At 38.7% G+C, this 23,025-nt stretch carries 19 protein-coding genes and 1 CRISPR repeat array; of the genes, 12 read left to right on the forward strand and 7 right to left on the reverse strand.

Features of this window, described 5'->3' with window-relative positions:
* Nucleotides 1-30: 30 nt before the first annotated feature.
* Nucleotides 31-1,001: direct repeats of the CRISPR family, unit length 47 nt; unit sequence GTTGTGAATTGCTTTCAGAATTGTATTTTTAGCTTAGGATTCACAGG.
* A 118-nt stretch (nucleotides 1,002-1,119) separates the two neighbouring features.
* The 3 genes from cas2 to cas9 are packed head-to-tail and all read right to left on the reverse strand — an operon-like array spanning nucleotide 1,120 to nucleotide 6,576.
* Nucleotides 1,120-1,464 carry a CRISPR-associated endonuclease Cas2 gene (cas2, locus tag OQ279_RS04515; protein ID WP_266068629.1) on the reverse strand — a complete coding sequence of 115 codons (345 nt, stop codon included), beginning with the start codon at nucleotides 1,462-1,464 and terminating at the stop codon, nucleotides 1,120-1,122.
* 32 nt (nucleotides 1,465-1,496) lie between these two features.
* Complete coding sequence (gene cas1 / locus OQ279_RS04520) at nucleotides 1,497-2,393, reverse strand: type II CRISPR-associated endonuclease Cas1 (protein WP_266068630.1); 897 nt, start codon at nucleotides 2,391-2,393, stop codon at nucleotides 1,497-1,499.
* A 1-nt stretch (nucleotide 2,394) separates the two neighbouring features.
* The gene (gene cas9, locus OQ279_RS04525; RefSeq protein WP_266068631.1) at nucleotides 2,395-6,576 is read right to left on the reverse strand and encodes a type II CRISPR RNA-guided endonuclease Cas9; all 4,182 of its coding nucleotides are present in this window, start codon (nucleotides 6,574-6,576) and stop codon (nucleotides 2,395-2,397) included.
* Between the two features lie 264 nt (nucleotides 6,577-6,840).
* On the opposite strand from cas9, the gene OQ279_RS04530 reads away from it, so the two are divergent.
* From OQ279_RS04530 to mscL, 6 genes are all read left to right on the forward strand, one after another.
* Entirely contained in the window at nucleotides 6,841-7,572 is a 732-nt protein-coding gene (locus OQ279_RS04530) for a class I SAM-dependent methyltransferase (RefSeq protein ID WP_266068632.1), read from the forward strand.
* A gap of 176 nt (nucleotides 7,573-7,748) precedes the next feature.
* Nucleotides 7,749-8,843 (forward strand): redox-regulated ATPase YchF, encoded by a 1,095-nt coding sequence (gene ychF / locus OQ279_RS04535; protein WP_266068633.1) that lies wholly within the window; start codon nucleotides 7,749-7,751, stop codon nucleotides 8,841-8,843.
* 377 nt (nucleotides 8,844-9,220) lie between these two features.
* A complete protein-coding gene (locus OQ279_RS04540; RefSeq protein WP_266068634.1) occupies nucleotides 9,221-11,074 on the forward strand; it encodes a DNA topoisomerase IV subunit B in 1,854 nt (617 codons plus the stop codon).
* Between the two features lies 1 nt (nucleotide 11,075).
* Nucleotides 11,076-11,558: a hypothetical protein gene (locus tag OQ279_RS04545; protein WP_266068635.1), complete on the forward strand. Its 483-nt coding sequence runs from the start codon at nucleotides 11,076-11,078 to the stop codon at nucleotides 11,556-11,558.
* Entirely contained in the window at nucleotides 11,559-14,240 is a 2,682-nt protein-coding gene (locus OQ279_RS04550) for a DNA gyrase/topoisomerase IV subunit A (protein WP_266068636.1), read from the forward strand.
* Entirely contained in the window at nucleotides 14,240-14,686 is a 447-nt protein-coding gene (gene mscL / locus OQ279_RS04555) for a large conductance mechanosensitive channel protein MscL (RefSeq protein WP_266068637.1), read from the forward strand. Before OQ279_RS04550 ends, mscL begins: the two co-directional genes overlap by 1 nt.
* A gap of 118 nt (nucleotides 14,687-14,804) precedes the next feature.
* On the opposite strand, the gene OQ279_RS04560 is transcribed toward mscL, so the two are convergent.
* The gene (locus OQ279_RS04560; RefSeq protein WP_266068638.1) at nucleotides 14,805-15,179 is read right to left on the reverse strand and encodes a DNA topoisomerase IV; all 375 of its coding nucleotides are present in this window, start codon (nucleotides 15,177-15,179) and stop codon (nucleotides 14,805-14,807) included.
* Nucleotides 15,180-15,210: 31 nt separating this feature from the next.
* Nucleotides 15,211-15,621, reverse strand: coding sequence for a helix-turn-helix domain-containing protein (locus OQ279_RS04565; protein ID WP_266068639.1), 411 nt, complete (start codon nucleotides 15,619-15,621; stop codon nucleotides 15,211-15,213).
* A 233-nt stretch (nucleotides 15,622-15,854) separates the two neighbouring features.
* Between OQ279_RS04565 and OQ279_RS04570 the strand changes: the two genes are divergently transcribed.
* The 4 genes from OQ279_RS04570 (at nucleotide 15,855) to OQ279_RS04585 (ending at nucleotide 19,398) form a co-directional block, all read left to right on the forward strand.
* The gene (locus OQ279_RS04570) at nucleotides 15,855-17,063 is read left to right on the forward strand and encodes a M14 family zinc carboxypeptidase (RefSeq protein WP_266068641.1); all 1,209 of its coding nucleotides are present in this window, start codon (nucleotides 15,855-15,857) and stop codon (nucleotides 17,061-17,063) included.
* A gap of 78 nt (nucleotides 17,064-17,141) precedes the next feature.
* A complete protein-coding gene (locus OQ279_RS04575) occupies nucleotides 17,142-17,621 on the forward strand; it encodes an Lrp/AsnC family transcriptional regulator (RefSeq protein WP_266068643.1) in 480 nt (159 codons plus the stop codon).
* 83 nt (nucleotides 17,622-17,704) lie between these two features.
* Entirely contained in the window at nucleotides 17,705-18,733 is a 1,029-nt protein-coding gene (locus tag OQ279_RS04580; protein ID WP_266068644.1) for a YihY/virulence factor BrkB family protein, read from the forward strand.
* Between the two features lie 116 nt (nucleotides 18,734-18,849).
* Nucleotides 18,850-19,398, forward strand: coding sequence for a type 1 glutamine amidotransferase domain-containing protein (locus OQ279_RS04585; protein WP_266068645.1), 549 nt, complete (start codon nucleotides 18,850-18,852; stop codon nucleotides 19,396-19,398).
* A gap of 73 nt (nucleotides 19,399-19,471) precedes the next feature.
* Here the strand turns inward: OQ279_RS04585 and OQ279_RS04590 are convergent, their stop codons facing one another.
* Together OQ279_RS04590 and aroB are read right to left on the reverse strand one after the other, a co-directional pair.
* On the reverse strand, nucleotides 19,472-19,807 hold the full coding sequence (locus OQ279_RS04590; RefSeq protein WP_266068646.1) for a hypothetical protein: 336 nt from the start codon (nucleotides 19,805-19,807) through the stop codon (nucleotides 19,472-19,474).
* Nucleotides 19,808-19,896: 89 nt separating this feature from the next.
* On the reverse strand, nucleotides 19,897-20,985 hold the full coding sequence (gene aroB / locus OQ279_RS04595; RefSeq protein ID WP_266068647.1) for a 3-dehydroquinate synthase: 1,089 nt from the start codon (nucleotides 20,983-20,985) through the stop codon (nucleotides 19,897-19,899).
* 100 nt (nucleotides 20,986-21,085) lie between these two features.
* Between aroB and OQ279_RS04600 the strand changes: the two genes are divergently transcribed.
* Nucleotides 21,086-22,297, forward strand: a complete 1,212-nt coding sequence (locus OQ279_RS04600; RefSeq protein ID WP_266068648.1) for a proline dehydrogenase family protein — start codon at nucleotides 21,086-21,088, stop codon at nucleotides 22,295-22,297.
* Nucleotides 22,281-22,820, forward strand: a complete 540-nt coding sequence (locus OQ279_RS04605; RefSeq protein ID WP_266068649.1) for a 1-acyl-sn-glycerol-3-phosphate acyltransferase — start codon at nucleotides 22,281-22,283, stop codon at nucleotides 22,818-22,820. Before OQ279_RS04600 ends, OQ279_RS04605 begins: the two co-directional genes overlap by 17 nt.
* Nucleotides 22,821-23,025: the final 205 nt, after the last annotated feature.

Here is a 23,025-nt window from a genome sequence, read left to right on the forward strand (position 1 = left end):
TTTACGGCCTTGTTTCTCCCACCATGAGTTGTTGTGAATTGCTTTCAGAATTGTATTTTTAGCTTAGGATTCACAGGAATGACAGGTAAAAACTGGACTGCTCTCGCGTTGTGAATTGCTTTCAGAATTGTATTTTTAGCTTAGGATTCACAGGGTCGTTGCTATATCCAAAGTCAAGCCCATAGTTGTGAATTGCTTTCAGAATTGTATTTTTAGCTTAGGATTCACAGGCCGGGCGCTATTCTGAATGCTTTACTCATTTGTTGTGAATTGCTTTCAGAATTGTATTTTTAGCTTAGGATTCACAGGTATCTCCAGTAATATTCACCTTCAGCTTGTGTTGTGAATTGCTTTCAGAATTGTATTTTTAGCTTAGGATTCACAGGGATATTTGTCCAGGGAAATGGACAATGAAGGTTGTGAATTGCTTTCAGAATTGTATTTTTAGCTTAGGATTCACAGGCCTCTTTCCGATTTTGTCCTATGGACAGTGGTTGTGAATTGCTTTCAGAATTGTATTTTTAGCTTAGGATTCACAGGCTTTTAGAAGCGAAGGAGGGAAAACAATCTGTTGTGAATTGCTTTCAGAATTGTATTTTTAGCTTAGGATTCACAGGCCTTCCTTTATTCTGTTTGCTCTAAGTCCTGTTGTGAATTGCTTTCAGAATTGTATTTTTAGCTTAGGATTCACAGGAGGCATTCCCTTTCATCATTACAGCCACAGGTTGTGAATTGCTTTCAGAATTGTATTTTTAGCTTAGGATTCACAGGGGACTTTGCCGTCACCGAGCTTACCACCCTGTTGTGAATTGCTTTCAGAATTGTATTTTTAGCTTAGGATTCACAGGTCCTTCTTTGGTGGCCCTGAATAACTCCGGTTGTGAATTGCTTTCAGAATTGTATTTTTAGCTTAGGATTCACAGGTCATTCTTCCGGTTTCTGCACCTGGTGAGAGTTGTGAATTGCTTTCAGAATTGTATTTTTAGCTTAGGATTCACAGGATACCCGATATAAAAAGCTGGTATTCTGTATCTTAAGTCTTTTATTAGGATTAAAAAATGACGGATAAAATTGAGGGTATGACTCCGATCGACCTGATATTTTTATTTGTAAAAGATGTTAGAATAGTTCCAATTGCTGGACAGGTTGTTCTGTTTCAGTCTCTTTTTGGCCATGAAAAAGCTCAATCATCCCAAATTGCTTGTCGGTCACCTGCATAATTCCAACCTTTCCTTTTTTTGGCAAATTGTTCTTGGTACGTTTAATATGTACTTCCGCATTCTCACGACTTGGACAAAACCTGGTATAGATGGAAAACTGGAACATGCCAAAGCCATCATCCAATAAATTTTTCCGAAAACGCGTGGCAGCCTTTCGTTCTGTCCGGGTTTCTGTTGGCAGGTCAAAAAATACAAGTACCCACATACTTCTGTATTGGTTTAAACGTGAAAAACGGTCTTCCATAGCATTATTGTCAGATCGAGCGGAGTCGGGATCTATTCATAAACCGGATATAAAATTTTCCGGCTCATACCCGCAAAACATTCCTGCAGCGAATTGGTAGTTCGGCTCATAGCTACCATGAGCGGACTCACCTTATCATCAATTACGACATCTATAGCCGGTATTTTTAAAAGTTCAGCCTTCAAAAAGGTATTAAGCTCCTCTAATTTTTCCCCGCTTTCCACAATTTCGTACACCAGTTCATCTACATATATGCGATAAGGTTCCATAATATCATCGGCCAGGCAGAATGCATTGTATTTGTTGCGGTGAAAAATCCCCACGCCCGGAAGCATCCCGCTGCCAATCAATGCTCTGGCTGTTATGGCACGCAGAATGGCGTAGCCATAATTAAGCAGGTTGTTGGGAGGAATGCCTTTTTGGTATCGGCTAAATCCTTTAACATCAAAAATGTTTTGCCAGTAAAAAGCTGCGGCAATGGCTTCATGATTTTCGGTATCGCCGCTCTTAACTTCTGTTGCCCAACGCGCCAGTTTTTTATGCTCTTTTCCTCTCCTGAAAAGATGCATAGCCTGATTGCTAATCTTTGCACTTACCGTTTGCTGCCAGAGGTTTTTCTTTAGCGGTAAACTGGCGTTTAACTGGTTTCTGAACCGCTCCGTTTGTTCTGTATGCCCCACCAGGGGCTGTAAAATAGAGCAGGGGAGATGTTGCTTGTCACAATTCACCACTGCGGCTTTATTTTGGATCAGCTTTGTTATTAAGCCATTGGTCAAAGTGATCTGTGGGTTTTCCAGGACTAACATTCCTATGTCCTCGATTGGCACCCGCTTTTCTTCCTTCCCTTCTTCTGGAAAAGAAACCACCAGCTGCTCATTTTTGGTGCTTAAGTAAGCAGGGTTGGCGAAAAAAATGGTGCGTTTGATCATATTAAAATTTAAAATTAATTGTACCGTCAAGGTTCATCTCAAAGTCCTTATTTTCAATAATAAAATTGAAGTTTCCTGGACTTAACAATAATCTCGGAGCAACAAAATCAGTTGAAAATTTTGAAAAACCATTTTTTCCTTTTTTTCCAAATTCTTTCGAAGGAAAATCTTCAGTTAATTCATTATCATCACGAGCTTCTAAATGATGTTGAAGCCTTATCAATCCCTGTTTAGCATCAGCTAAATTTTTTACAAAATATAATCTCTTTGATAGATCGTTATTTTCTAAATCTCGTAATTCCTCCTTATGATTTTCAAAAAATAGCACCTTTTGTCCAACCATAAAAGCATGTCTTAAGGAGGCGACTTTTCGTTTTTTTCCTCTTCCAATATGGACAGGTTCTGAAAGTTCTTTAACCTTGAATAAATTCTCAGGAGTTAATACATTTATATGTTTTGCATATTGAGAAGACTCAAAAACATTAAAAGGAACAATTGCCCTCCCGTTTTCGTTTTCATAAAGCCCGAACATATAATTTTCTCCAGAATCAGCATAAATGTAGTTTTTGTAATCTTTAGAAGATTTATAAACTTGTTCTTTAACAATTGTGGCATTGTCCGGATTCATATAACCTCGTGCTGCTTTTACTCTACATCTTAGATGACGGAGTGTATTTCCTTGAAAATCTTTCAACTCATTTTGTTTAATACCTTCAGATAATTGTTTTTTTAAATGTTCTGCCAAATGTGCATCTACAATAACATCATTCTTAAAATTAACATTATCAATGGGTTTTCTGAGGACCATCCACATCTCATCTTTACCATCAACTTGATTGTAAACTACGTTGCCTTTTTCATCTCTTTGTAGACTACCCTTATCATCTTTAGCTGCAATTTTTATTTTTCCATAATACGTTTGCTGATGTAATTCCCCTCTTATGGAATCTCCCTGTGCTATTTTTTGTATTTTATTTCCTTTTTCATCCAATAATAATTCTCCATTTTTATCCCTTAACCAAACTATATGCCCTCGTTTTCTTACCTTTTTTATTCCTGGGGTTAAAGTTTGGTCTCTATCAACAAGGTTGTTAATGAGAATGTTTTCCTGGATTTCTTCAATCATTGAATAACTAAATCCTACAAAAGGTTTCTCGTGATATTGCTTCCCTCTGTTTTCTTCCTCAAATTTATATGCATTTTTTAATATTTCTTCCCTCTTTCTTGCTGAAGGAATTAAGGTCAAAACTGCAGCATCAATAGCGTGATGGTAATGCTTGCCCCTGTCTTTTGCTTCCTCCTTAGGTTGAACACTAAAGATTTTTCTGAATTGCGCAGTTTGGCTTCCTTTTATTACATCTACCTTATTAAATACTGTTTTTAAATAATGAGTAGCATACTTAGTAATAATTTGGGTATCTACTAACTGGCTATTTACAAAGCCTTGCGGAACTTCAGTACGGGTAAATCTGTCCAATTTATTTTTCCAATAATCAAAATCCATTTGTCTTAAATGGCGTTGGCGGATTGCATAATCCTTTTCATTCTTGTCCATTGCTTTTTTAGACTTGACTTTCCAAAAATTAATTTGATTGTAAAAATCATCTACTTTCTTTTCCCAAGCTTCCAATCTTGGTTTTATTGCGGAATAACCGTGTGATTCTATTTCATAGTTAGGCAATTCCGTGGGCATCTGATTTTTCTTGATACTTCGGTTATAATCAGCATAACAAACCGTTAAATTGGCTAAGGAATTATCAAAAGATTTACTTCTTGGAATCGTGTGTTCAAAATCCACTTTATTAGAATTGAACAAATCGGTCAGTTTAATTATTTTACCCGTGTAGATACAAATACAGTTTTGTTCTTTCCAAAGCCTGTATTTTTGTACTTCAGCTTTAGTAGTATTTGCTAACTTAACCACGTCCTCATAATTTTCCAGTTGCTCTGCCCATAATCTGAACTTGCTTTTATCTGTAACGCTTTGCGGATTGGCAATTCCAGAAAAATCAGGGTCTTTTATTAATTCAGAAATGGCGTTGGCAAATTCCCTATTTTCTACCTCTCGGTCACGTTGATATTTATTAATTGCCCAACGCTTGTTAGTATAGTCTAAATTATTCTTAGCTTCTCTAGCAATTTCTACCACTAATCTTGTCTCTTCATCAATTTTTCCGATTTCAATCAGATGATTTATGACATCCCGCAACTTATAAAGTGTTTTGTATGCCATCGGATTTTTAAAAGCTGCCGTTTTCGGACTTAACAAGAATTGTTGCCCTTCTTTTTTAGGGTATATATCGATCTGGGACGGATGATAAATTTTTTCCAACAACTTTTCACCTACATCAAAATTATCATTCAAAAACTGTTTTATCTGATTAACTAAATGAGGTGGTTTAAAATGCTCTCGTTTTAAGGAAGCGAAAAATTCCTGATACTTTTCAGTCACTTCACATAAGGTTTGGCGCCTATAATCCTCATTTAATTTAGCCCAGGTTTTCTCACCAAAATGCTCTTTTGCAGCTATTTCTATATCCTTTATATCCGATTCATCCAACTTGTAAGATGAATCTCCAACTGCAAATCTATCGTGATAATCCAAAGCATAATATTTGAAAACTAAATTATTTACTATAGTGATGATTTTCTTCTGATACCTGTTTTCTTTAATCTCATCTTTAATTGCGTTAGAAATAATTTCTTTCTCTGCTTCAAAAACTTCATTTCCAACTACCTCTGGAATCTTTGCCAAAATCACCGCTTCAGAATAAATCATTCCTTCCCGTAAAAATGGCAAAATGTTGTTGATGGCTTTTAAGCTCAAGTTGGCATAACCGATAGGGAAATTATTAAAGAGTGTTATTAGTTCTTTTATTTGATTTTCTTCCAATTCGAGTATGTCAATTAAAAATTCTTTAAAATATTCTTCATCCTCAAATGAAAACAGGAGATGCCAGATATCATCTATCGTATATTTTTTTGTATTGTTCTCTCCTTTTCTATTCTCTCTAACAACTGATTTCTCAAAATTTTTCCAATCTTCTCCAAAGACTGATTTTAATCTTGCTGATACAAAGCAACTTGAAACAGACACCCTATCCATTTTCTTGCTGTAGTTCAATTCCCATTTATTTCCGCCATTGGATTTTATAAATTTCCGTATTTCACTGAAATCGAACTCTCTTCTGCTTTTAAATAAAAATTTTTCATTATACAATTTTTCTTTTAATCCCAACGGAATTGGTTCAAAAGGAGCATCTTTATCAATTCGATATTTGATGTTATTGATAAATGACCATGCTCGGTATTCTTCGAACTTTGGATGGCTAACAGAACATCTTGGTTTATTGGGTTCAAGTGTACATTTGCCAATCAAGCCTTTTTGCGAACGTAGTGGGCGTTGATAGAAGATTGAGCCATTCGAAGTTTCAAGGAGTAATTTATCTCTAAAATCGTTGTCTTTAATTTCTTGGAAATCTAATATTATCTTAACCTCATTTCTAAAATCAGACCGTAGTGTATATCTATTTCTTACCCGACTGTTACTATCTTCAAGTTTGGCAAAATATGCTCCTAAAGTTTGATTTCTTTTAAGTTCATCCTTGTACTCATTATACGGTAAAGCTGACGTTTCTGTCGATCCTTTATAAACTGCAGATTCATCACTTTTTCCAGACTTTCTACTACTTTTAAAGCCTCGTCTTTGAGATATATGATATAAAGCTCTGCCCACTTTGTATCGGTTTTCTTGGACTGACAAATCCAATTTTTCGGTAATTAAGGATCTTCTTAATTGGTAAGGACTTGAAAAATCTGGAGTGCCAGTACCATCAAAATCCATTTTGATCCATTGTTGGAAAGCTTCATCTTCCACAGGAAAAACTCGACCAATACCCTTTATATAATTTTTCCACTTGTTTAACTTTTCAATATCTAAGGGACAATAATCATTCTCACACAAAACTTTTAAAGTCTCCCATTTACGATATCTTCGGGAATTATATAATCTTCGGGAAGAACGATGTTTTGTTCTCTCAGCTGCAAAAGAAAACTCTCCTGTTTTTCCTTCACCAACGCCTTTTTTAAAAGTATATACTCCATACCAAGAAAAAATGTCATCTTCTCTTAAGGTAAGACCAATTGAATTTGTACCTAAATCTATTCCTAAAGTTTTGCTCATTTTGATATAATAATTATATTAGCAGTCTGAAAGACAATTCACAACAAGGCTATAAGCCGAAGATTTTTCTTAATCCTGCGTACACCGTGGGATTTTTTATTGTCCAAGGCGGCCTTTGCGGGTCGCTTTTTCTTTTTTATATTTTTCGTAGTAGAAATACAAAAAGAATAACTGTCACTCAGGCTTGTAGGGAAGAAATTTGAATGACTTTACATATTTACTAAAATTTTCTTAATATTCCTATGATTATTTCTTCGTGATATTATGAAAGACCTTTTTTCCTCTCATTCTCAAAATTATTCCCGATACCGGCCGGGATATCCTGCAGAACTCTACAACTTTCTTCGGAAGCTTTGCCGCGAAAAGGGTCGGGCCTGGGATTGTGGTACGGGCAACGGACAGGTGGCGGGAGAGCTGGCTGCTTTTTTTGAACAGGTTTATGCCACCGATATTAGTATCAATCAATTGTCTCAGGCGGTGCAAAGACCCAATATTCATTACACCAAACAGGCTGCAGAAAATACCATTTTTCCCGATGCACACTTCGATCTGGTGACGGTGGGGCAGGCAGTGCATTGGTTCGATTTTGAAAAGTTCAATTCCGAAGTGAAACGGGTGCTAAAAAAGGATGCGGTAATTGCCATTTTTGGATACGCCCTCTTCAGAAGTAACGCCGAAACAGATAAGATCATCAGGCATTTTTATAATGACATCATTGGACCATTCTGGGCACCTGAACGTAGATTTCTGGAAGAAAAGTATCGCACGATACCGTTTCCGTTTCAGGAAATTGAAGCGCCTAAGATTGAAATGAAGCAAAACTGGAGTTTTGAGCGGTTAATTGGCTATCTCAACACCTGGTCGGCCGTTAAGGCTTATCAAAAGGAGCATCAGCAGAATCCGGTAGATCTTGTGAAGGAAGACCTTCAGAAGAGTTTTGGGGAAGTGGGGGAAGTGAATTTTCCAATACTGCTTCGGGTGGGGCGAAATACCTGAAAAACTTCCGAAGTAATTTTTAAAACCAACTTAAAATAAGGTGTCAAAAATGCCATTTTTGAAAGGGATTTTGATGTTTAAATCTTCCGAAGATATCAGATGGATTTGAGCGGCTTAAAATTCCATTTCATATACCTATATTTGCACCCGCCAAAAAGAGCATCAAACAATATTATATGAAAGCCGGAATTGTAGGACTACCCAACGTTGGAAAATCAACTTTATTCAATTGCCTCTCAAATGCCAAAGCCCAGAGTGCCAATTTTCCTTTTTGTACCATTGAGCCAAATATTGGGGTGGTGAACGTGCCAGACAGGCGCCTGGAGAAACTTGAATCTCTGGTGAATCCGGAGCGTGTACTTCCAGCAACCGTTGAAATAGTCGATATTGCTGGTCTTGTAAAAGGAGCGAGTAAAGGAGAAGGCTTAGGAAATCAATTTCTTGGCAATATCCGCGAGACCGATGCTATTCTTCATGTATTGCGTTGTTTTGATAACGAAAATATTGTTCACGTTGATGGTAATATCAATCCGGTGAGAGATAAGGAAACCATTGATATGGAACTGCAGCTCAAGGATCTTGAAACAGCCGATAAAAAGCTGGAAAAGGTAAAACGTGCGGCTAAAACCGGAAATAAAGAAGCTCAAAAAGAAGAGGCTGCGCTTTTAAAAGTGAAACATGCTTTGGAAGCCGGGCAATCGGTTAGGGCTGTAGATCTTACAGAAGAAGAAAGAGCAGAATTTATAAGGCCTTTGCAGTTCATCACCGATAAACCCGTGATGTACGTGTGCAATGTGAATGAAACTGATGCGGTTTCAGGAAATGAATATGTAGATAAGGTAAAAGAGGCTGTGAAAGGGGAAGGTGCCGAAGTACTGGTGCTTGCCGTGGGTACAGAAGCAGATATTACCGAACTTGAAGATTATGAAGAACGCCAAATGTTCTTACAGGACATCGGGCTTGACGAGCCGGGATCGGCCAAGTTAATTCGCGGCGCTTATAAACTTCTGAATTTGCAAACCTATTTTACAGCTGGTGTAAAAGAAGTGAGAGCCTGGACTATACCTGTTGGATCTACCGCGCCACAGGCAGCCGGGGTGATTCACACCGACTTCGAAAAAGGCTTTATTCGGGCTGAAGTTATTGCTTATGATGACTATGTAAGTTTTGGTAGCGAAGCAAAAGTGAAAGAAGCCGGGAAAATGAGGGTAGAAGGGAAAGAATACATTGTAAAAGATGGGGACGTGATGCATTTTAGGTTCAACGTTTAGTTAGTCGATAGTCTATAGTCGGTAGACGGTAGACTGTAGAAAATATTAGACCTCACAGGTTTCCAAAACTTGTGAGGTCTTTTTAGTAATGGAAGATTTTACAGGAAAAACACCTATCAAAAATGTCATTTTTGACAGGTGTTTTTTAGGAAGACCGTTAATCCTGAATCTGGAATTAAGAAGTCTGAATTTTTCACTTTGTAAAAGGATATTTCAGGAGAGTTCACACCCTGGTTTTCTTCGGATTGTGAGCTGGAACTTTAAACTTAAAACCTTGAACCCACAGTTGTGAAACAATTGTTAATTATTTTGTTCCCCGAAGGTTTCAACTTTTTTGGGGAAAGCTTATATTAGCCACGAAACCGCAGGAAACAGCTATGATCGAAGAAACTAAATATACCGAAGACAATATACGTTCGCTCGACTGGAAAGAGCATATTCGTATGCGACCCGGGATGTATATTGGGAAACTCGGGGATGGTTCCAGCGCCGATGACGGTATCTATATTCTTTTGAAGGAAGTTATAGACAACTGTATTGATGAATTCGTGATGGGCGCAGGGAAAACCATAGAAATTTCTGTACAGAACCAAAGAGTCATCGTACGTGATTACGGGCGTGGAATTCCGTTAGGAAAAGTGGTTGACGTGGTTTCTAAAATGAACACGGGAGGAAAGTATGACACCCGTGCCTTTAAAAAATCGGTAGGACTCAACGGGGTTGGAACAAAGGCAGTTAATGCCCTTTCCAGCAATTTTAGGGTAGAGTCTACCCGGGATGGCCGCTCTAAATCGGCCGAATTTGAACAGGGGAACCTGATCAATGAAGAGGAGCTGGATGAAACTTCAAGAAGGAGAGGTACCAAAGTATCTTTTACCCCCGATGAGCTTATTTTTAAGCACTACAAATTCCGTTCTGAGTATATAGAAAAAATGCTGAAGAACTACGTTTACCTCAATCCGGGGTTGACAATAGTGTTCAATGGGGAAAAATTCTATTCAGAAAATGGCCTGGCCGATCTTTTATCTGATAGCATTAATGAAGATGATCGGCTTTATCCCATCATTCACCTTAGAGGTAATGATATTGAAGTGGCGATCACCCACAGTAAAACCCAGTACAGCGAAGAGTACCATTCTTTTGTGAACGGGCAGCATACTTCCCAGGGAGGAACGCACCTTGCGGCTTTTAGAGAGGCTGTGGTAAAAACGCTTCGGGAATTCTACGGAAAGAATTTTGAGGCCAGTGATGTTAGGAAGTCCATAGTTTCAGCAATAAGTATAAAGGTTATGGAGCCGGTTTTTGAAAGCCAGACCAAAACCAAACTTGGTTCTACAGACATGGGTGGAGACCTTCCCACTGTTAGAACATACATCAATGACTTTTTAAAGACCCAGCTGGATAATTACCTGCACAAAAATCCTGAAACAGCCGATTTGCTGCAACGAAAGATCCTGCAGGCCGAAAGGGAGCGAAAGGAACTTTCGGGTATTAGGAAACTGGCAAAAGACCGGGCTAAGAAAGCAAGCCTGCACAATAAAAAATTAAGAGATTGCCGGATTCACCTGGGAGACAGCAAAAAAGAAAGATATCTTGAAAGTACACTTTTCATCACCGAGGGAGATTCGGCGAGTGGATCGATCACGAAATCAAGAGATGTGAATACTCAGGCTGTTTTCAGTTTAAAAGGTAAGCCGCTGAACAGTTACGGGCTTAGCAAAAAAATTGTATACGAAAACGAGGAATTTAACCTGCTGCAGGCGGCATTGAATATCGAAGAGTCTATGGAAGACCTTAGGTATAACAATATCGTGATTGCTACCGATGCCGATGTAGACGGAATGCACATCAGGTTATTGCTTATCACTTTCTTTTTACAATTCTTCCCCGAGGTGATCAAAGAGAACCATTTGTATATTCTGCAAACGCCACTCTTCAGGGTAAGGAATAAAAAAGAGACTATTTATTGTTATAGTGAACAGGAGAGAAAGGATGCTATTGCAAAACTTTCAGGAAAGCCGGAAATAACACGATTTAAGGGACTTGGGGAAATTTCACCTGATGAGTTCAAGCATTTTATTGGAGATAATATTCGGCTTGATCCGGTGATGCTCGATAAGGATATGAGTATTGAAGAACTCCTGAGTTTTTATATGGGAAAAAACACGCCCGACAGGCAGGAGTTTATTATAGATAACCTTAAAGTGGAACTGGATCTTATCAACGAATAGAATGAAGTTCAACAACAGGAAAGAAACCGGAATTATCCCTTCAATTTATATCATTGTAGTGGCGGTTTTTATCACAAATGCATTTGCATCTGTTGAACTTAAATATGATGATGTTCCTTTTAATTACAGTAGCTTAATTCCTAATGGTATCGCTATTGTAGTGGCGGTCTATATTTTTATAGTCGGAAAAAAATTCGAATTTGACAGTGATGGAGAAACCATCAACTTCAAAAGCAATGGTGCCCTTGTGTCGCAATTCATGCATTACAGGGAACAAAGAACCGAGGTGCCAAAGTCAAAACTGAAGAATTTTAGGATAGAGAATTATTTTTTCTACAAACGCCTGCACATTTACATTCATTCAAGGAATAGTAGAGGGTACAGGCACTATAAATATAATATCACCTTTTTAACGGGCAAGAAAGTAAAAGCTTTAGAAATGTCACTTGCCAAAATTCTGGAGAAAAACAAAGCGAGGGCTTAAATGGAGAACGAGAATCAAAACGATCATCAAGACGAACAGTTCGAGCAAAACGAAGAGCTGAATAATACAGAGAACAACGAGGTGCTTACCAAAGTTACCGGAATGTACAAAGATTGGTTCCTGGATTATGCCTCTTATGTAATTCTTGAAAGAGCGGTTCCTGCTTTAGAAGACGGATTTAAACCCGTGCAGCGTCGTATCATGCATTCTATGAAAGATCTTGATGACGGACGTTATAACAAAGTTGCAAACATTGTGGGGCATACCATGCAGTACCACCCTCACGGGGATGCCAGTATAGGTGATGCCATGGTACAGGTAGGCCAAAAAGACCTCTTGATAGACACCCAGGGGAACTGGGGTAACATTCTTACAGGAGATGGGGCTGCAGCAGCAAGATATATTGAGGCAAGGCTTTCAAAATTTGCCCTTGATGTAGTCTATAATCCGAAAATCACCGAGTGGCAGCTCTCTTACGACGGAAGAAAAAAAGAGCCGGTAAATTTACCGGTGATGTTCCCGTTATTGCTTGCTCAGGGTGCCGAAGGTATTGCCGTGGGTTTAAGTACAAAGATCCTGCCTCACAATTTCATTGAACTTATTGAGGCAAGTATAAAGCACTTGCAGGGAAAGAAATTCAAACTATTTCCCGATTTCACTACAGGAGGTATTGCCGATATCACCAATTATAATGATGGGATGAGAGGCGGCCGTGTGAGAGTGCGGGCAAAGATCTCTCAACTGGACAAGCACACCCTGGTGATAAAGGAGATACCTTTTAGCACCAATACTTCTACATTAATTGATTCTATCCTTAAGGCAAATGATAAGGGAAAGATCAAGATCAAGAAAATTGAAGACAATACTTCGAGTGAAGTTGAGATCCTTATTCATTTACCGCCGGGAATGTCTCCCGATAAAACTATAGATGCCCTGTATGCTTTTACAAACTGTGAAGTTTCTATTTCACCTTTGAGCTGCATCATCATTGAAAATAAACCGGCCTTTTTAGGGGTATCAGAAATCCTTAGAAGATCTACAGATCATACCCTTGCTTTACTGAAGCAAGACCTGGAGGTAAAACTGGAGGAATTCCAGGAGCAATGGCATTTTGCTTCTTTGGAACGGATTTTTATCGAAAAAAGGATTTACCGCGATATCGAGGAAGAGGAGACCTGGCAAGGTGTGATTGAAGCGATAGACCGCGGATTAAAGCCCTTTATCACGCACCTGAAGCGTGCAGTGACCGAAGAAGATATTGTGCGGCTTACCGAAATAAGGATCAAGCGTATCTCTAAATTTGATCTTGATAAAGCACAACAGAAAATTGAAGCTCTGGAAGGCGAAATTGCGCAGATAAAGCACCACCTTGATCATTTGGTAGATTATGCTATTGCATATTTTAACCGCTTAAAGAAAGAATATGGTGAAGGTAAAGAAAGAAAGACCGAATTGCGCCTTTTTGACGACATTGAAGCAACTAAAGTAGTTATACGAAATACAAAACTATTCGTAAACCGTAAAGAAGGTTTTGTGGGCACAGCCCTCAAAAAAGATGAATATGTGACCGATTGTTCAGATATTGACGATGTGATTTGCTTTACTGCCGAAGGGAAAATGATAGTTACCAGAGTAGACGCCAAGACCTTTATAGGGAAAGACATTATTCACGTGGCAATCTTTAAAAAGAAAGACCGCCGCACCATCTATAACATGATCTATAAAGATGGTAAAGGTGGGGCTTCCTATATCAAAAGGTTTGCAGTGACCTCGGTAACCCGCGACAGGGAGTATGATCTTACCCAGGGCAAGAAAGGTTCAGAAGTGCTTTATTTTTCTGCAAATCCAAATGGCGAGGCCGAAGTAGTTATGGTCTACCTAAGGCAGGTAGGAAGTATCAAGAAATTAAAATTCGAAGTAGATTTTGCCGACATGGCTATTAAAGGCAGGGCGGTAAAAGGAAATATAGTGACTAAGTACCCGGTCAAAAAAATTGACCTCAAAGAGGAAGGGGTTTCTACACTTAAACCAAGAAGAATCTGGTTTGATGACACTGTGAGAAGGCTCAATGTAGACGAGAGAGGAGATTTGCTGGGCGAGTTTAAGGGAGAAGACAGGCTTTTGATCATTACTCAAAATGGTATAGCCAAAACTATTAAACCCGAGCTCACTACGCGTTTTGATGAAGATATTATAGTACTTGAAAAGTGGTCTCCAAAAAAGCCGGTTTCAGCTATTTATTGGGAAGGAGAAAAGGAGAAGTTCTATGTGAAACGCTTTATTATAGAAAATGAAGAAAAAGAAGAAAACTTCATAGGAGAACATCCCAAGTCTTATCTCGAGATCGTTTCTACCGATTATCTTCCGGTGGTAGAAGTAGTTTATACAAAAATCAGAGGGAAAGATCAGAAACCCAACGATCTTGTTGAACTTGAAGAATTCATTTCGATAAAAGGGATTAAGGCCCTTGGAAACCAGCTTACTTCAGAAAAAGTAAAACAGGTGAATCTCCTGGATCCGAAGCCATTTATTGAGCCTGAAGAAACCGCTCCCGAAGATATGGAAGTGGAAGGAGAAGAGCGTGTGGAAGGACAGGCTAAAGCGCCTGATTTTTCTGAAACAAAGCTTCACAAAGAGAACCCGGGTGGAGATGAAACTCAAATAAGACTTTTTGACGAATAATGGCTGTGGGATTACTCAAAGAATTTAAGGAGTTTGCCGTAAAAGGCAACATGATAGACATGGCGGTGGGTATCATAATTGGTACTGCTTTTAACCGCGTAGTTGATGTACTGGTAAAGCAAATCATCATGCCTCCGCTTTCTTTAATAACCGGAAGGATCACTTATGCCGACAGGAAATATGTGCTTCGGGAAGCGATACCCGGAACCGACGGGGTAGATGCTGTAGAGGAAATTGCGGTGGGTTATGGACTCATGATCGAGGTGTTTATCGACTTTCTGGTCATTGGCTTCACTGTCTTCCTGGTGGTAAAATTGATGAATAGATTTAGAAGGAAAGCCGAAGACCCTAAAGATAAAACTGTAGCCACGCCAAAAGATATTGAGCTGCTTACAAACCTCAATAAATTGATGCAGGAACAAAACGACCTGCTTAAAAAGAAGTAAAACCCCACGAAAGGTCTAAGGAGTAATGTCTAAGGAGTAAATTGGGTAGTTATCAAGCCCTAGGAATATATTTCATCTTAAGATTCTACAGACTGCCGTCTACCGTCTACAGACTACTTCACTCTACCTTTACAACGGTTCCACGCTGTTTCTGCGTTTCTCCCACCAATCCGTATTCAAAGGTGTATGTATTGTTTTTAGTGGTGAGGATCTTCATGTGAATAGGTTTTTCTTCGGCCCTGTTCTTAGGGTTTAGATTTGAAAGTATATATTCACAGTCGTTGATCCATCGTATAGAAGAAGTATCAACCTGGCCTCTAAAATAATCGATTTCGATGCTATCAGTTCTCAAGAAACGGGTTTTTACCAGTTCCCCTTCAAGATAAGATTCAAATTCAAAGGTTCCCGTCTTAAAATCTTTACAGTTACGTTCTGCCTGATAACAGGAGCTAAGGCAGCAAAGAAATAGAATGCCCAACAAGATTTTTTTCATGCTGCAAATTTAAAACCTTTTTTGATGCTTCTCAATTTTCAAAGGCATCAAAAGTACCGTCTTCATAAAGAATGACCACCTTTTTTATCTTTTTAGAGAGGGAAGGAGCAGTAAATTCTTTTTCGGTCACGGGGGGAGTAGTAGAAAATAGATCCTGCACTTCAGATTCCTTCCTCTGATTATCTTCTTTCTCCCGATTCCTGGAAGGTGAACTTTCCTTCGGAAAACTTCCTTTTCCATTAAGTAGCCAGTAAAGTTCAACTTCCGGAAAAGCATTAATGATCTTCATGACAAAATCCAGGCTCGGTTTATTTCTGCCAGATAGAAGATGGGAAATGGAGGAGCGACCCACATCTATTTTATCGGCAAATGAAGCAGCCGAAAGGTCATAGTATTCCATAACCTTATTAAGTCGAATTGTAAATTCTTCAGTGTTCACCATTGTAAACAGGAGTAAAAAAATAGGTTGTTTACAAAAGTAATCAATTAAAATGGATTCTCCAACACCAGCTTTAAACAGGGATAATCATATGTATTATAACTTTATATAAAACGACATAAATAACTAAAATACAGCTTATTATTATATATAAAATTTTCACAAGGAAATATTCCTATCACCTGATTTACAGACGGGAACTTACTGTTTACATAAGTATACAGTAAAAACATTTTATGCTGTTTACGATTGTAAATTTTGGTTTATTTACTTTTGTAAACATGATGACAACAGAAGAATTTCTTAAGAATTATGATGAGTTTAAAACCGGAAAATTATACGGAAGATATATTACGTATATGCATCTGGAAGAAGCTTTGGAAGATTTAAAAGAGCATTATCAAGTAACCGAAGTTGGAAGATCTTTCCTTAATATTCCTATTCTTGGAATAACTGTGGGTGCAGGTAAAAAGAAGATTTTGGCCTGGTCGCAAATGCACGGCAATGAAAGTACAACCACGAAAGGAGTTGTAGACTTGCTCAACTTCCTGAAAGTTTATGCAGAACTGGATGTGGTAAAGAATATACTTGCGGATTGTACCATTTTAATACTTCCTATGATCAATCCAGACGGTGCAGCTAGATATACCCGTGTAAACGTAAACACAGTAGATCTCAACCGCGATGCGAAAGAGATCAATGAACCTGAAAGTAAAGTGCTCAGAAAAACTTTTGAGGACTTTAAGCCAGATTTCTGTTTTAACCTTCATGATCAAAGGACCATCTTTGGTGCGGGAGACTTCAATCTACCTGCTACGCTCTCTTTTCTTGCTCCTTCAATGGATGAAGCAAGAACGGTTACTGAAGTGCGAATAAAGGCTATGAAAATCATTGCTGCAATGAATAAAGAGCTACAAAAAGTTATTCCGGGGCAGGTAGGAAGATTTGATGATAGTTTTAATCTTAATTGCACAGGAGATTACTTTCAGGCGCAGCACGTGCCAACAATCTTGTTTGAATGCGGACATTTTCAGGGAGATTATTTAAGGGAAGAAACCAGGAAGTATTTTACCCTGTCATTACTTACAGCTGTCAAAGCCGTTGCAACCGGAGATTTTATTCAGCAAAAAGAAGAAGACTATTTTGAAATTCCCGGGAATAAGAAAAGTTTTCTCGACATCATTCTACGGAATGCACTGGTGGAAGGGAAAAAAGTGGATGTGGGGATACAGTATTCAGAAAAAATAAAAGCCGGAGATGTACTTTTTGAACCCGTGGTACATATTATTGAAGATGATTTAAACTTTTTTGGGCATTTAGAAATTGATTGTAAAGGCCAGGAGGTAGAAAAATCCGACGAAACCCCGCTTATCGAAAACGATATAGTAGAGATAATTTTGTTAAATAAAGAGAAGTTATCAATAAATCCGCCGCATATTAAATGAATATTGACTATAATCTAATTATTTTGTATTAATTTTGTACTTCGTTTAAAAACAAGGAGAATCTTCAAAAGATTAGATATGGCAAAGTTTAGATTAGATGAAACCGATCACCAAATACTCAATATGTTGATCGACAATACCCGAACCCCTTTCACTGATATCGCAAAAAAACTTAATATTTCAGCGGGAACAGTGCACGTTAGGGTAAAGAAAATGGAAGAAGCAGGGATTATTCTTGGTTCGTCACTTACACTTAATTACGAGAAGCTGGGTTATGCTTTTATAGCCTATGTTGGAATTTTTCTACAAAACACTTCCCAAACCAAATTTGTATTAGAGCGCATTAATGAAATTCCTTATGTAACTGTAGCTCACGTTACTACTGGCAAATTCAATGTGTTCTGCAAAATTAGGGCAAGAGATACTCAGCATGCAAAAGATATTATTTTCAAGCTCGATGATATTGAAGGTGTTTACCGTACAGAAACAATGATTTCTCTTGAAGAGAGCATCAACGATAAGAAAAGGCTTATGCATTCTATTTTTGAGAACTTATAGTGTACTAAATTCTTATTAAAAACCCTTCAGGCTATTAGTTTGGAGGGTTTTTTTATTACTTTCATTTTAACTACATTCAGCTTATGGGCTTTATTAAACGGAAATTAAACTCCTTCTGGAGGCTTTTAAAGCAATCTTACTTTAGCTGGAACAGGAATGATCCCTGGGCCAGGAGTGCTACTATAGCGTATTATGCGCTCTTCTCCCTACCTTCCTTACTCATTATTGTTGTTACGGTTGCAGGATATTTCTTTGGAAAAGAAGCCGTACAGGGCAGGATCACCAGGGAAATAGGCGAATTTGTGGGAGTGGAAGCGGCCCAGGCCATTGAAGGAATGGTAGCGAACGCCGCACTTGATCAAACCTCTACATGGGCTGTTATCTTTGGATTTGCTTTCCTGATCTTTGGTGCCACCGGGGTATTTTTCCAGTTAAAAGCTGCAATGAATAATATCTGGAACATTGCAGTAAAAAAGAATACGGTGAAGAGGATTATCATTAACCGCATAATTTCTTTGGGGATGGTATTCGTCCTGGGGTTGCTGCTTCTTGTTTCTCTGGTCATTTCGGCAGTATTGGCAGCTATAAAAGATTATGTTGCTTCTATAGCTCCTGTAATTACCACTTTTCTCCTAGAGGTGCTAAATTTTGCCCTTTCCTTCACCATCATTATGTCTCTCTTTGCTGCGATCTTTAAATGGCTACCCGATGTTAAGCTAAGATGGAAGACTACTTACCTGGGGGCCATGCTCACTACCTGCCTTTTTCTGGTAGCCGAATACCTCATAGGGTTCTATTTTGGTCAAAGTAATCCGGGTTCTGTCTATGGGGGTGCCTCTTCGGTAGTTCTTATTCTCCTGTGGGTTTATTATACCTGCTTAATTGTATTCTTTGGAGCTGAATTTACCGTGCAGTATGCCCTTTATAAAAAAGAAAAAGTGGAACCAAACGAATATGCCGAACCTGCCATTTACCAGGAGCTTGAAAGGCTCGAAGAAAAACGTGGACAACTGGTAGATGAAAAAAGGATTCTTGATACCCTGCAGTCACACCTAGATGAGGAGGAAGAGCGCCAAAAACAGCGCAAAATGAATGAGGAGGCAAAAAAATAGCTCCTCTTAATAAAATTTAACCTTAGACTTCTAGATTTTATAGGCTTCTTAATACAGAAAAAGAGGCTTAGTGCCTATCTTCCCTTAAATAATTGTTGAACATAAAAATTAAAAAAATGAATAAGAAGATAGCTATTTTAGCGACTGATGGATTTGAAGAGGTAGAATTAACTTCTCCAAAAGAAGCTATGGAAGATGAAGGTTTTGAAGTTCACATTGTAAGTCCCAAAAAAGGCAAAATCAAGGCCTGGAATGAAACCGACTGGTCTAAAGAATACAACGTCGATAAAACCGTTAGTGAGGTGAGTGCAAGCGACTATAATGCACTTATGCTTCCGGGAGGGGTTATGAATCCGGATAATCTAAGAACAAATGAGGAGGCTCTTCAATTTGTACGCGATTTCTTTAAGCAAAAGAAACCTGTAGCTGCGATATGCCACGCACCCTGGACGCTCATTAGTGCAGGAGTGGTAGAAGGAAGAACTATGACCTCTTACAATTCAATGAAAGACGACGTAATTAACGCCGGTGCAAATTGGGTTGATGAGGAAGTAGTGGTAGACGAAGGTTTTGTAACCAGTAGAAATCCTGATGATCTACCGGCTTTTAATTCAAAACTTATTGAAGAGATCAAAGAAGGAAAGCATGAAGACCAGCACGCCTAGTCTTCGCAGGTAATATTTTTAATAAAAAAGCCGCCAATATAAATTACCGGCGGCTTTCTTTTGTTAGATTCTTTTAGATATCTTCGGAATCATCTTCGTCAGCATCCATATCATCCATGTCTTCTTCCACATCGTCATTCTTTTCCGGAAGATCTACAATAGGTTCATTGAAATCTGAATCATCATAGTCTTCTTCATCATAGTTCGCCATGGAATTTTCAAGACGGGTACTAACTTTTACAAGATAAATACTGTCTTCGGTTCGTACCTCTACAGCTTCAACTGTTTCGTTTTTTGCATTCTTAAAAGAGATGATTTGATCATCATCATACCCGTCAGGATATTTCTCAACCAATAATCCCAAAATTTCGGGAGTAAGCTTTTTGTAATCAACAATGATTCTTTTCATAAGTAAGTTTTAAGGCCTCCTTCTAAGCGAAAATAATGATTCATAATTCCGCCACCGTTAAAATAAATAAAAAATTTAAACTCTGTTCTTTACTCTGATTGTGCATCTTCCTGAGGAGTAAGGTAATACCTGAAAGCCTCATGGATTAATGTATTTGGTACTTCCCGGTCAATTACCGGTGCTCCAATTTGTCGCAAAAGAACAAAATTTATTTTTCCTCCCTCATTTTTTTTATCAAATTTCAACAGGTTGATGATCTTTTTTTGATCTTCCTCTGTAAAATCGGTTTTTCCATAAATGGAGTGGATCACATGGTTGATCTCATCTCTTTTTTCTTTTGGGAAACCTTCAAGTTCTGTCGATAAATAAGCTGCCAAAACCATTCCTGCCGCAACGGCTTCCCCATGCAATAATTTTTGTTTTGCAGGATTTTCAAGAAAGTAAGATTCGATTGCGTGACCCAGGGTGTGTCCAAAATTCAGACTTTTCCGTAAGCCTTTTTCTAAAGGATCCTGTGCTACTACCTGTTCTTTGATCACTATAGATTCCTTAATCAGGTCTTCAAGGTCTGTAAGGTCAAGATCTTTTAAAGATTTTAGACGGTTCCAGTAATCTTCATCAGCAATTAATCCGTGTTTAAGCATTTCGGCGAGCCCACTGCGCATTTCACTGGATGCTAAGGTTTCCAAAAATGTCATATCTATAACTACCATTTCCGGTTTTCTAATAATACCCACCTGGTTCTTCAATGCGCCAAGGTTCACTCCGTTCTTTCCGCCTAAAGCCGCATCAACCATAGAGAGCAGGGTAGTGGGGAAGTGAACGCAGGCAATACCTCTTTTAAAGGCTGCTGCAACAAAACCACCAAGATCTGTCACCACACCTCCGCCAAGGTTGACCAAAAGGCTCTTGCGATCTCCTCCCAGGTCTGATAATGCTTCCCATAAAGAACTACAGGTTTCTATAGTTTTGATTTCCTCACCAACTTCAATTTCCAAAACTTCAACTTCAAGCTGGGTTTCGAGTTTTTGAAGAAAGGAAGAAAGGCAGTGAACATGGGTATTGGAATCTACCAGAATAAAGATTTTGGTAAAGTTTTCCTGCCCTAAAAATTCATGGAAATGGTCATATCCTTTTTGGTTAAAAAGTACGGGAGATGCTGTAGAGGTTTTAGTCATGGATTCTTTTGATAAATACACGTTAAAGGCTTCGAAAATAAGGAGAAAAATCCTAACTATCTCCATCCAATAATTATCTTTGTAAACCCAATTTTAAGAAATGATCACACAGAAGATATTTAATGATACTGAGACAGCTTTTAAACTAAAAACTGATTCAGAATTAAACCGTGCAATCTTTCTCTTTGAGATGATTGACCGGCCACTATTGGTCAAAACAGGTACTGCAATGACCAACCTTGCTCTTAAAGCACATTTGCCGGTAGAGGGGCTTATTAAAAAGACCATTTTCAACCAATTCTGTGGTGGGGTAACCGAAAAAGATTGCCTTCCTACCATTGAAAAAATGTACAGTAAAAACTTGCATAGCATTCTCGATTATTCCGTAGAAGGAAAGGAAAAAGAGAGTGAATTTGATAAGGCAATTGAACGCAAGACCAATATTGTAAAATTTATTTCTAAACGGGACGAGCTGCCGTTTGCGGTTTTTAAACCCACGGGGATTGGCCGTTTTGAACTCTGGCAAAAAGTCTCTGCAAATGCCAATCTTTCCCTCGAAGAGGAAGAAGAGTGGCAGCGCGTAAAAAATCGTGTGAACAGGATTTGCGACGAAGCTTACAAACAGGGCGTAAGGTTGCTTGCCGATGCCGAAGAAAGCTGGATGCAGGATGCTGCCGATGTGCTTATGGAAGAAATGATGTTTAAATACAACCGCGAGCGCGCAATAATCTTTAACACCCTGCAATGCTACCGCTGGGACAGGATGCAGTATCTCAAAGACCTGCACAGCCGCGCCAAAGAACAGGGCTTTATTGTAGGAGCCAAGATAGTGCGCGGTGCATATATTGAAAAGGAAAATGAAAGGGCTTCAAAAATGGGATATTTGTCGCCTATTTGTGAGAACAAAGAAGCCACCGATGTAAATTATAACGGGGTGCTTACTTATTGCCTGGCGCACATAGAAGATATTTCGGTATTTATCGGCACACACAATGAGATGAGCAACTACCTGGCCTTACAGGTTATGGAAGATAAAAACATTGAAAAAAATGACGACAGGGTGTGGTTTTCCCAGCTCTTCGGAATGAGTGAGCACATTAGCTATAACCTTGCAGAAGCCGGTTATAATGTGGCAAAGCTGGTACCTTTTGGACCTGTAAAGGAAGTTGTACCTTACCTCATACGAAGAGCCGAAGAAAATACTTCTGTAAAAGGCCAAACCGGAAGGGAATTAGGCCTTCTTTACGAAGAGAGAAAAAGAAGGGCAGGAGAGATCACCAAGAGCAATAGAGAGAGTGAACTGGCTGGCTAAATTCATTTACTTTAAGATCATGGGCTGGAAATTCTACGGAAGCTGGCCCGCCAATCTCAAAAAAGCAGTGGTTATTGTGGTGCCACACACCAGTTGGCACGACTTTTATCTGGGGCTCTTAGTGCGACGGATTCTTGGGGTAGACATTAAATTTGTAGCCAAAAAAGAATTATTTAAACCTCCTTTTGGGTGGTACTTCAAATGGATGGGCGGTACCGCTTTAGACAGAACTCCGGGACAGAAGAAGGTTGAAGCTATTGCTAGCCTTTTCGATGAGAGGGAAGAATTTAGTCTGGCAATTGCTCCCGAAGGGACCAGGAAAAAAGTAGGGGAGTGGAAAACCGGATTTTACTACATCGCTAAAAAAGCCGAAGTGCCTATCATTATGGTAGCGTTCGACTTTGGAAGTAAAAGTGTAAAAGTCTCGGGCCCCTTGTACCCTTCAGATGATAAGGAGCAGGATTTTATTAAGATCAAAGATTTCTATAAAGAAGTTACCGGCAAAATTGCCCACTACACATAAATACAAAGCTGCCTTAAAAACCTTTATTGCCAATCTAAAACTGTTTTAGGTAATTTACTTCTGAAGATTATATCATATGATCTTTAAATTCTTCAGAAAGATCGGCGGGAAGTTTTTAAGGCAGCTTTTTTATTCTTGGAGGGTAAATACCCCGAGGCTTGCCTCGCGTGAAAAAAATAGTAATCTTTGAGCGTGAGCTCAAGTA

Source organism: Salinimicrobium profundisediminis (assembly GCF_026241755.1).
GTDB lineage: Bacteria > Bacteroidota > Bacteroidia > Flavobacteriales > Flavobacteriaceae > Salinimicrobium > Salinimicrobium profundisediminis.

Excerpts from the sequence above, each read along its gene's own strand:
- cas2 (WP_266068629.1), bottom strand. The coding sequence starts at position 1,464 with ATGGAAGACCGTTTTTCACGTTTAAACCAATACAGAAGTATGTGGGTA.
- cas1 (WP_266068630.1), bottom strand. The coding sequence starts at position 2,393 with ATGATCAAACGCACCATTTTTTTCGCCAACCCTGCTTACTTAAGCACC.
- cas9 (WP_266068631.1), bottom strand. The coding sequence starts at position 6,576 with ATGAGCAAAACTTTAGGAATAGATTTAGGTACAAATTCAATTGGTCTT.
- OQ279_RS04530 (WP_266068632.1), top strand. The coding sequence starts at position 6,841 with ATGAAAGACCTTTTTTCCTCTCATTCTCAAAATTATTCCCGATACCGG.
- ychF (WP_266068633.1), top strand. The coding sequence starts at position 7,749 with ATGAAAGCCGGAATTGTAGGACTACCCAACGTTGGAAAATCAACTTTA.
- OQ279_RS04540 (WP_266068634.1), top strand. The coding sequence starts at position 9,221 with ATGATCGAAGAAACTAAATATACCGAAGACAATATACGTTCGCTCGAC.
- OQ279_RS04545 (WP_266068635.1), top strand. The coding sequence starts at position 11,076 with ATGAAGTTCAACAACAGGAAAGAAACCGGAATTATCCCTTCAATTTAT.
- OQ279_RS04550 (WP_266068636.1), top strand. The coding sequence starts at position 11,559 with ATGGAGAACGAGAATCAAAACGATCATCAAGACGAACAGTTCGAGCAA.
- mscL (WP_266068637.1), top strand. The coding sequence starts at position 14,240 with ATGGCTGTGGGATTACTCAAAGAATTTAAGGAGTTTGCCGTAAAAGGC.
- OQ279_RS04560 (WP_266068638.1), bottom strand. The coding sequence starts at position 15,179 with ATGAAAAAAATCTTGTTGGGCATTCTATTTCTTTGCTGCCTTAGCTCC.
- OQ279_RS04565 (WP_266068639.1), bottom strand. The coding sequence starts at position 15,621 with ATGGTGAACACTGAAGAATTTACAATTCGACTTAATAAGGTTATGGAA.
- OQ279_RS04570 (WP_266068641.1), top strand. The coding sequence starts at position 15,855 with ATGCTGTTTACGATTGTAAATTTTGGTTTATTTACTTTTGTAAACATG.
- OQ279_RS04575 (WP_266068643.1), top strand. The coding sequence starts at position 17,142 with ATGGCAAAGTTTAGATTAGATGAAACCGATCACCAAATACTCAATATG.
- OQ279_RS04580 (WP_266068644.1), top strand. The coding sequence starts at position 17,705 with ATGGGCTTTATTAAACGGAAATTAAACTCCTTCTGGAGGCTTTTAAAG.
- OQ279_RS04585 (WP_266068645.1), top strand. The coding sequence starts at position 18,850 with ATGAATAAGAAGATAGCTATTTTAGCGACTGATGGATTTGAAGAGGTA.
- OQ279_RS04590 (WP_266068646.1), bottom strand. The coding sequence starts at position 19,807 with ATGAAAAGAATCATTGTTGATTACAAAAAGCTTACTCCCGAAATTTTG.
- aroB (WP_266068647.1), bottom strand. The coding sequence starts at position 20,985 with ATGACTAAAACCTCTACAGCATCTCCCGTACTTTTTAACCAAAAAGGA.
- OQ279_RS04600 (WP_266068648.1), top strand. The coding sequence starts at position 21,086 with ATGATCACACAGAAGATATTTAATGATACTGAGACAGCTTTTAAACTA.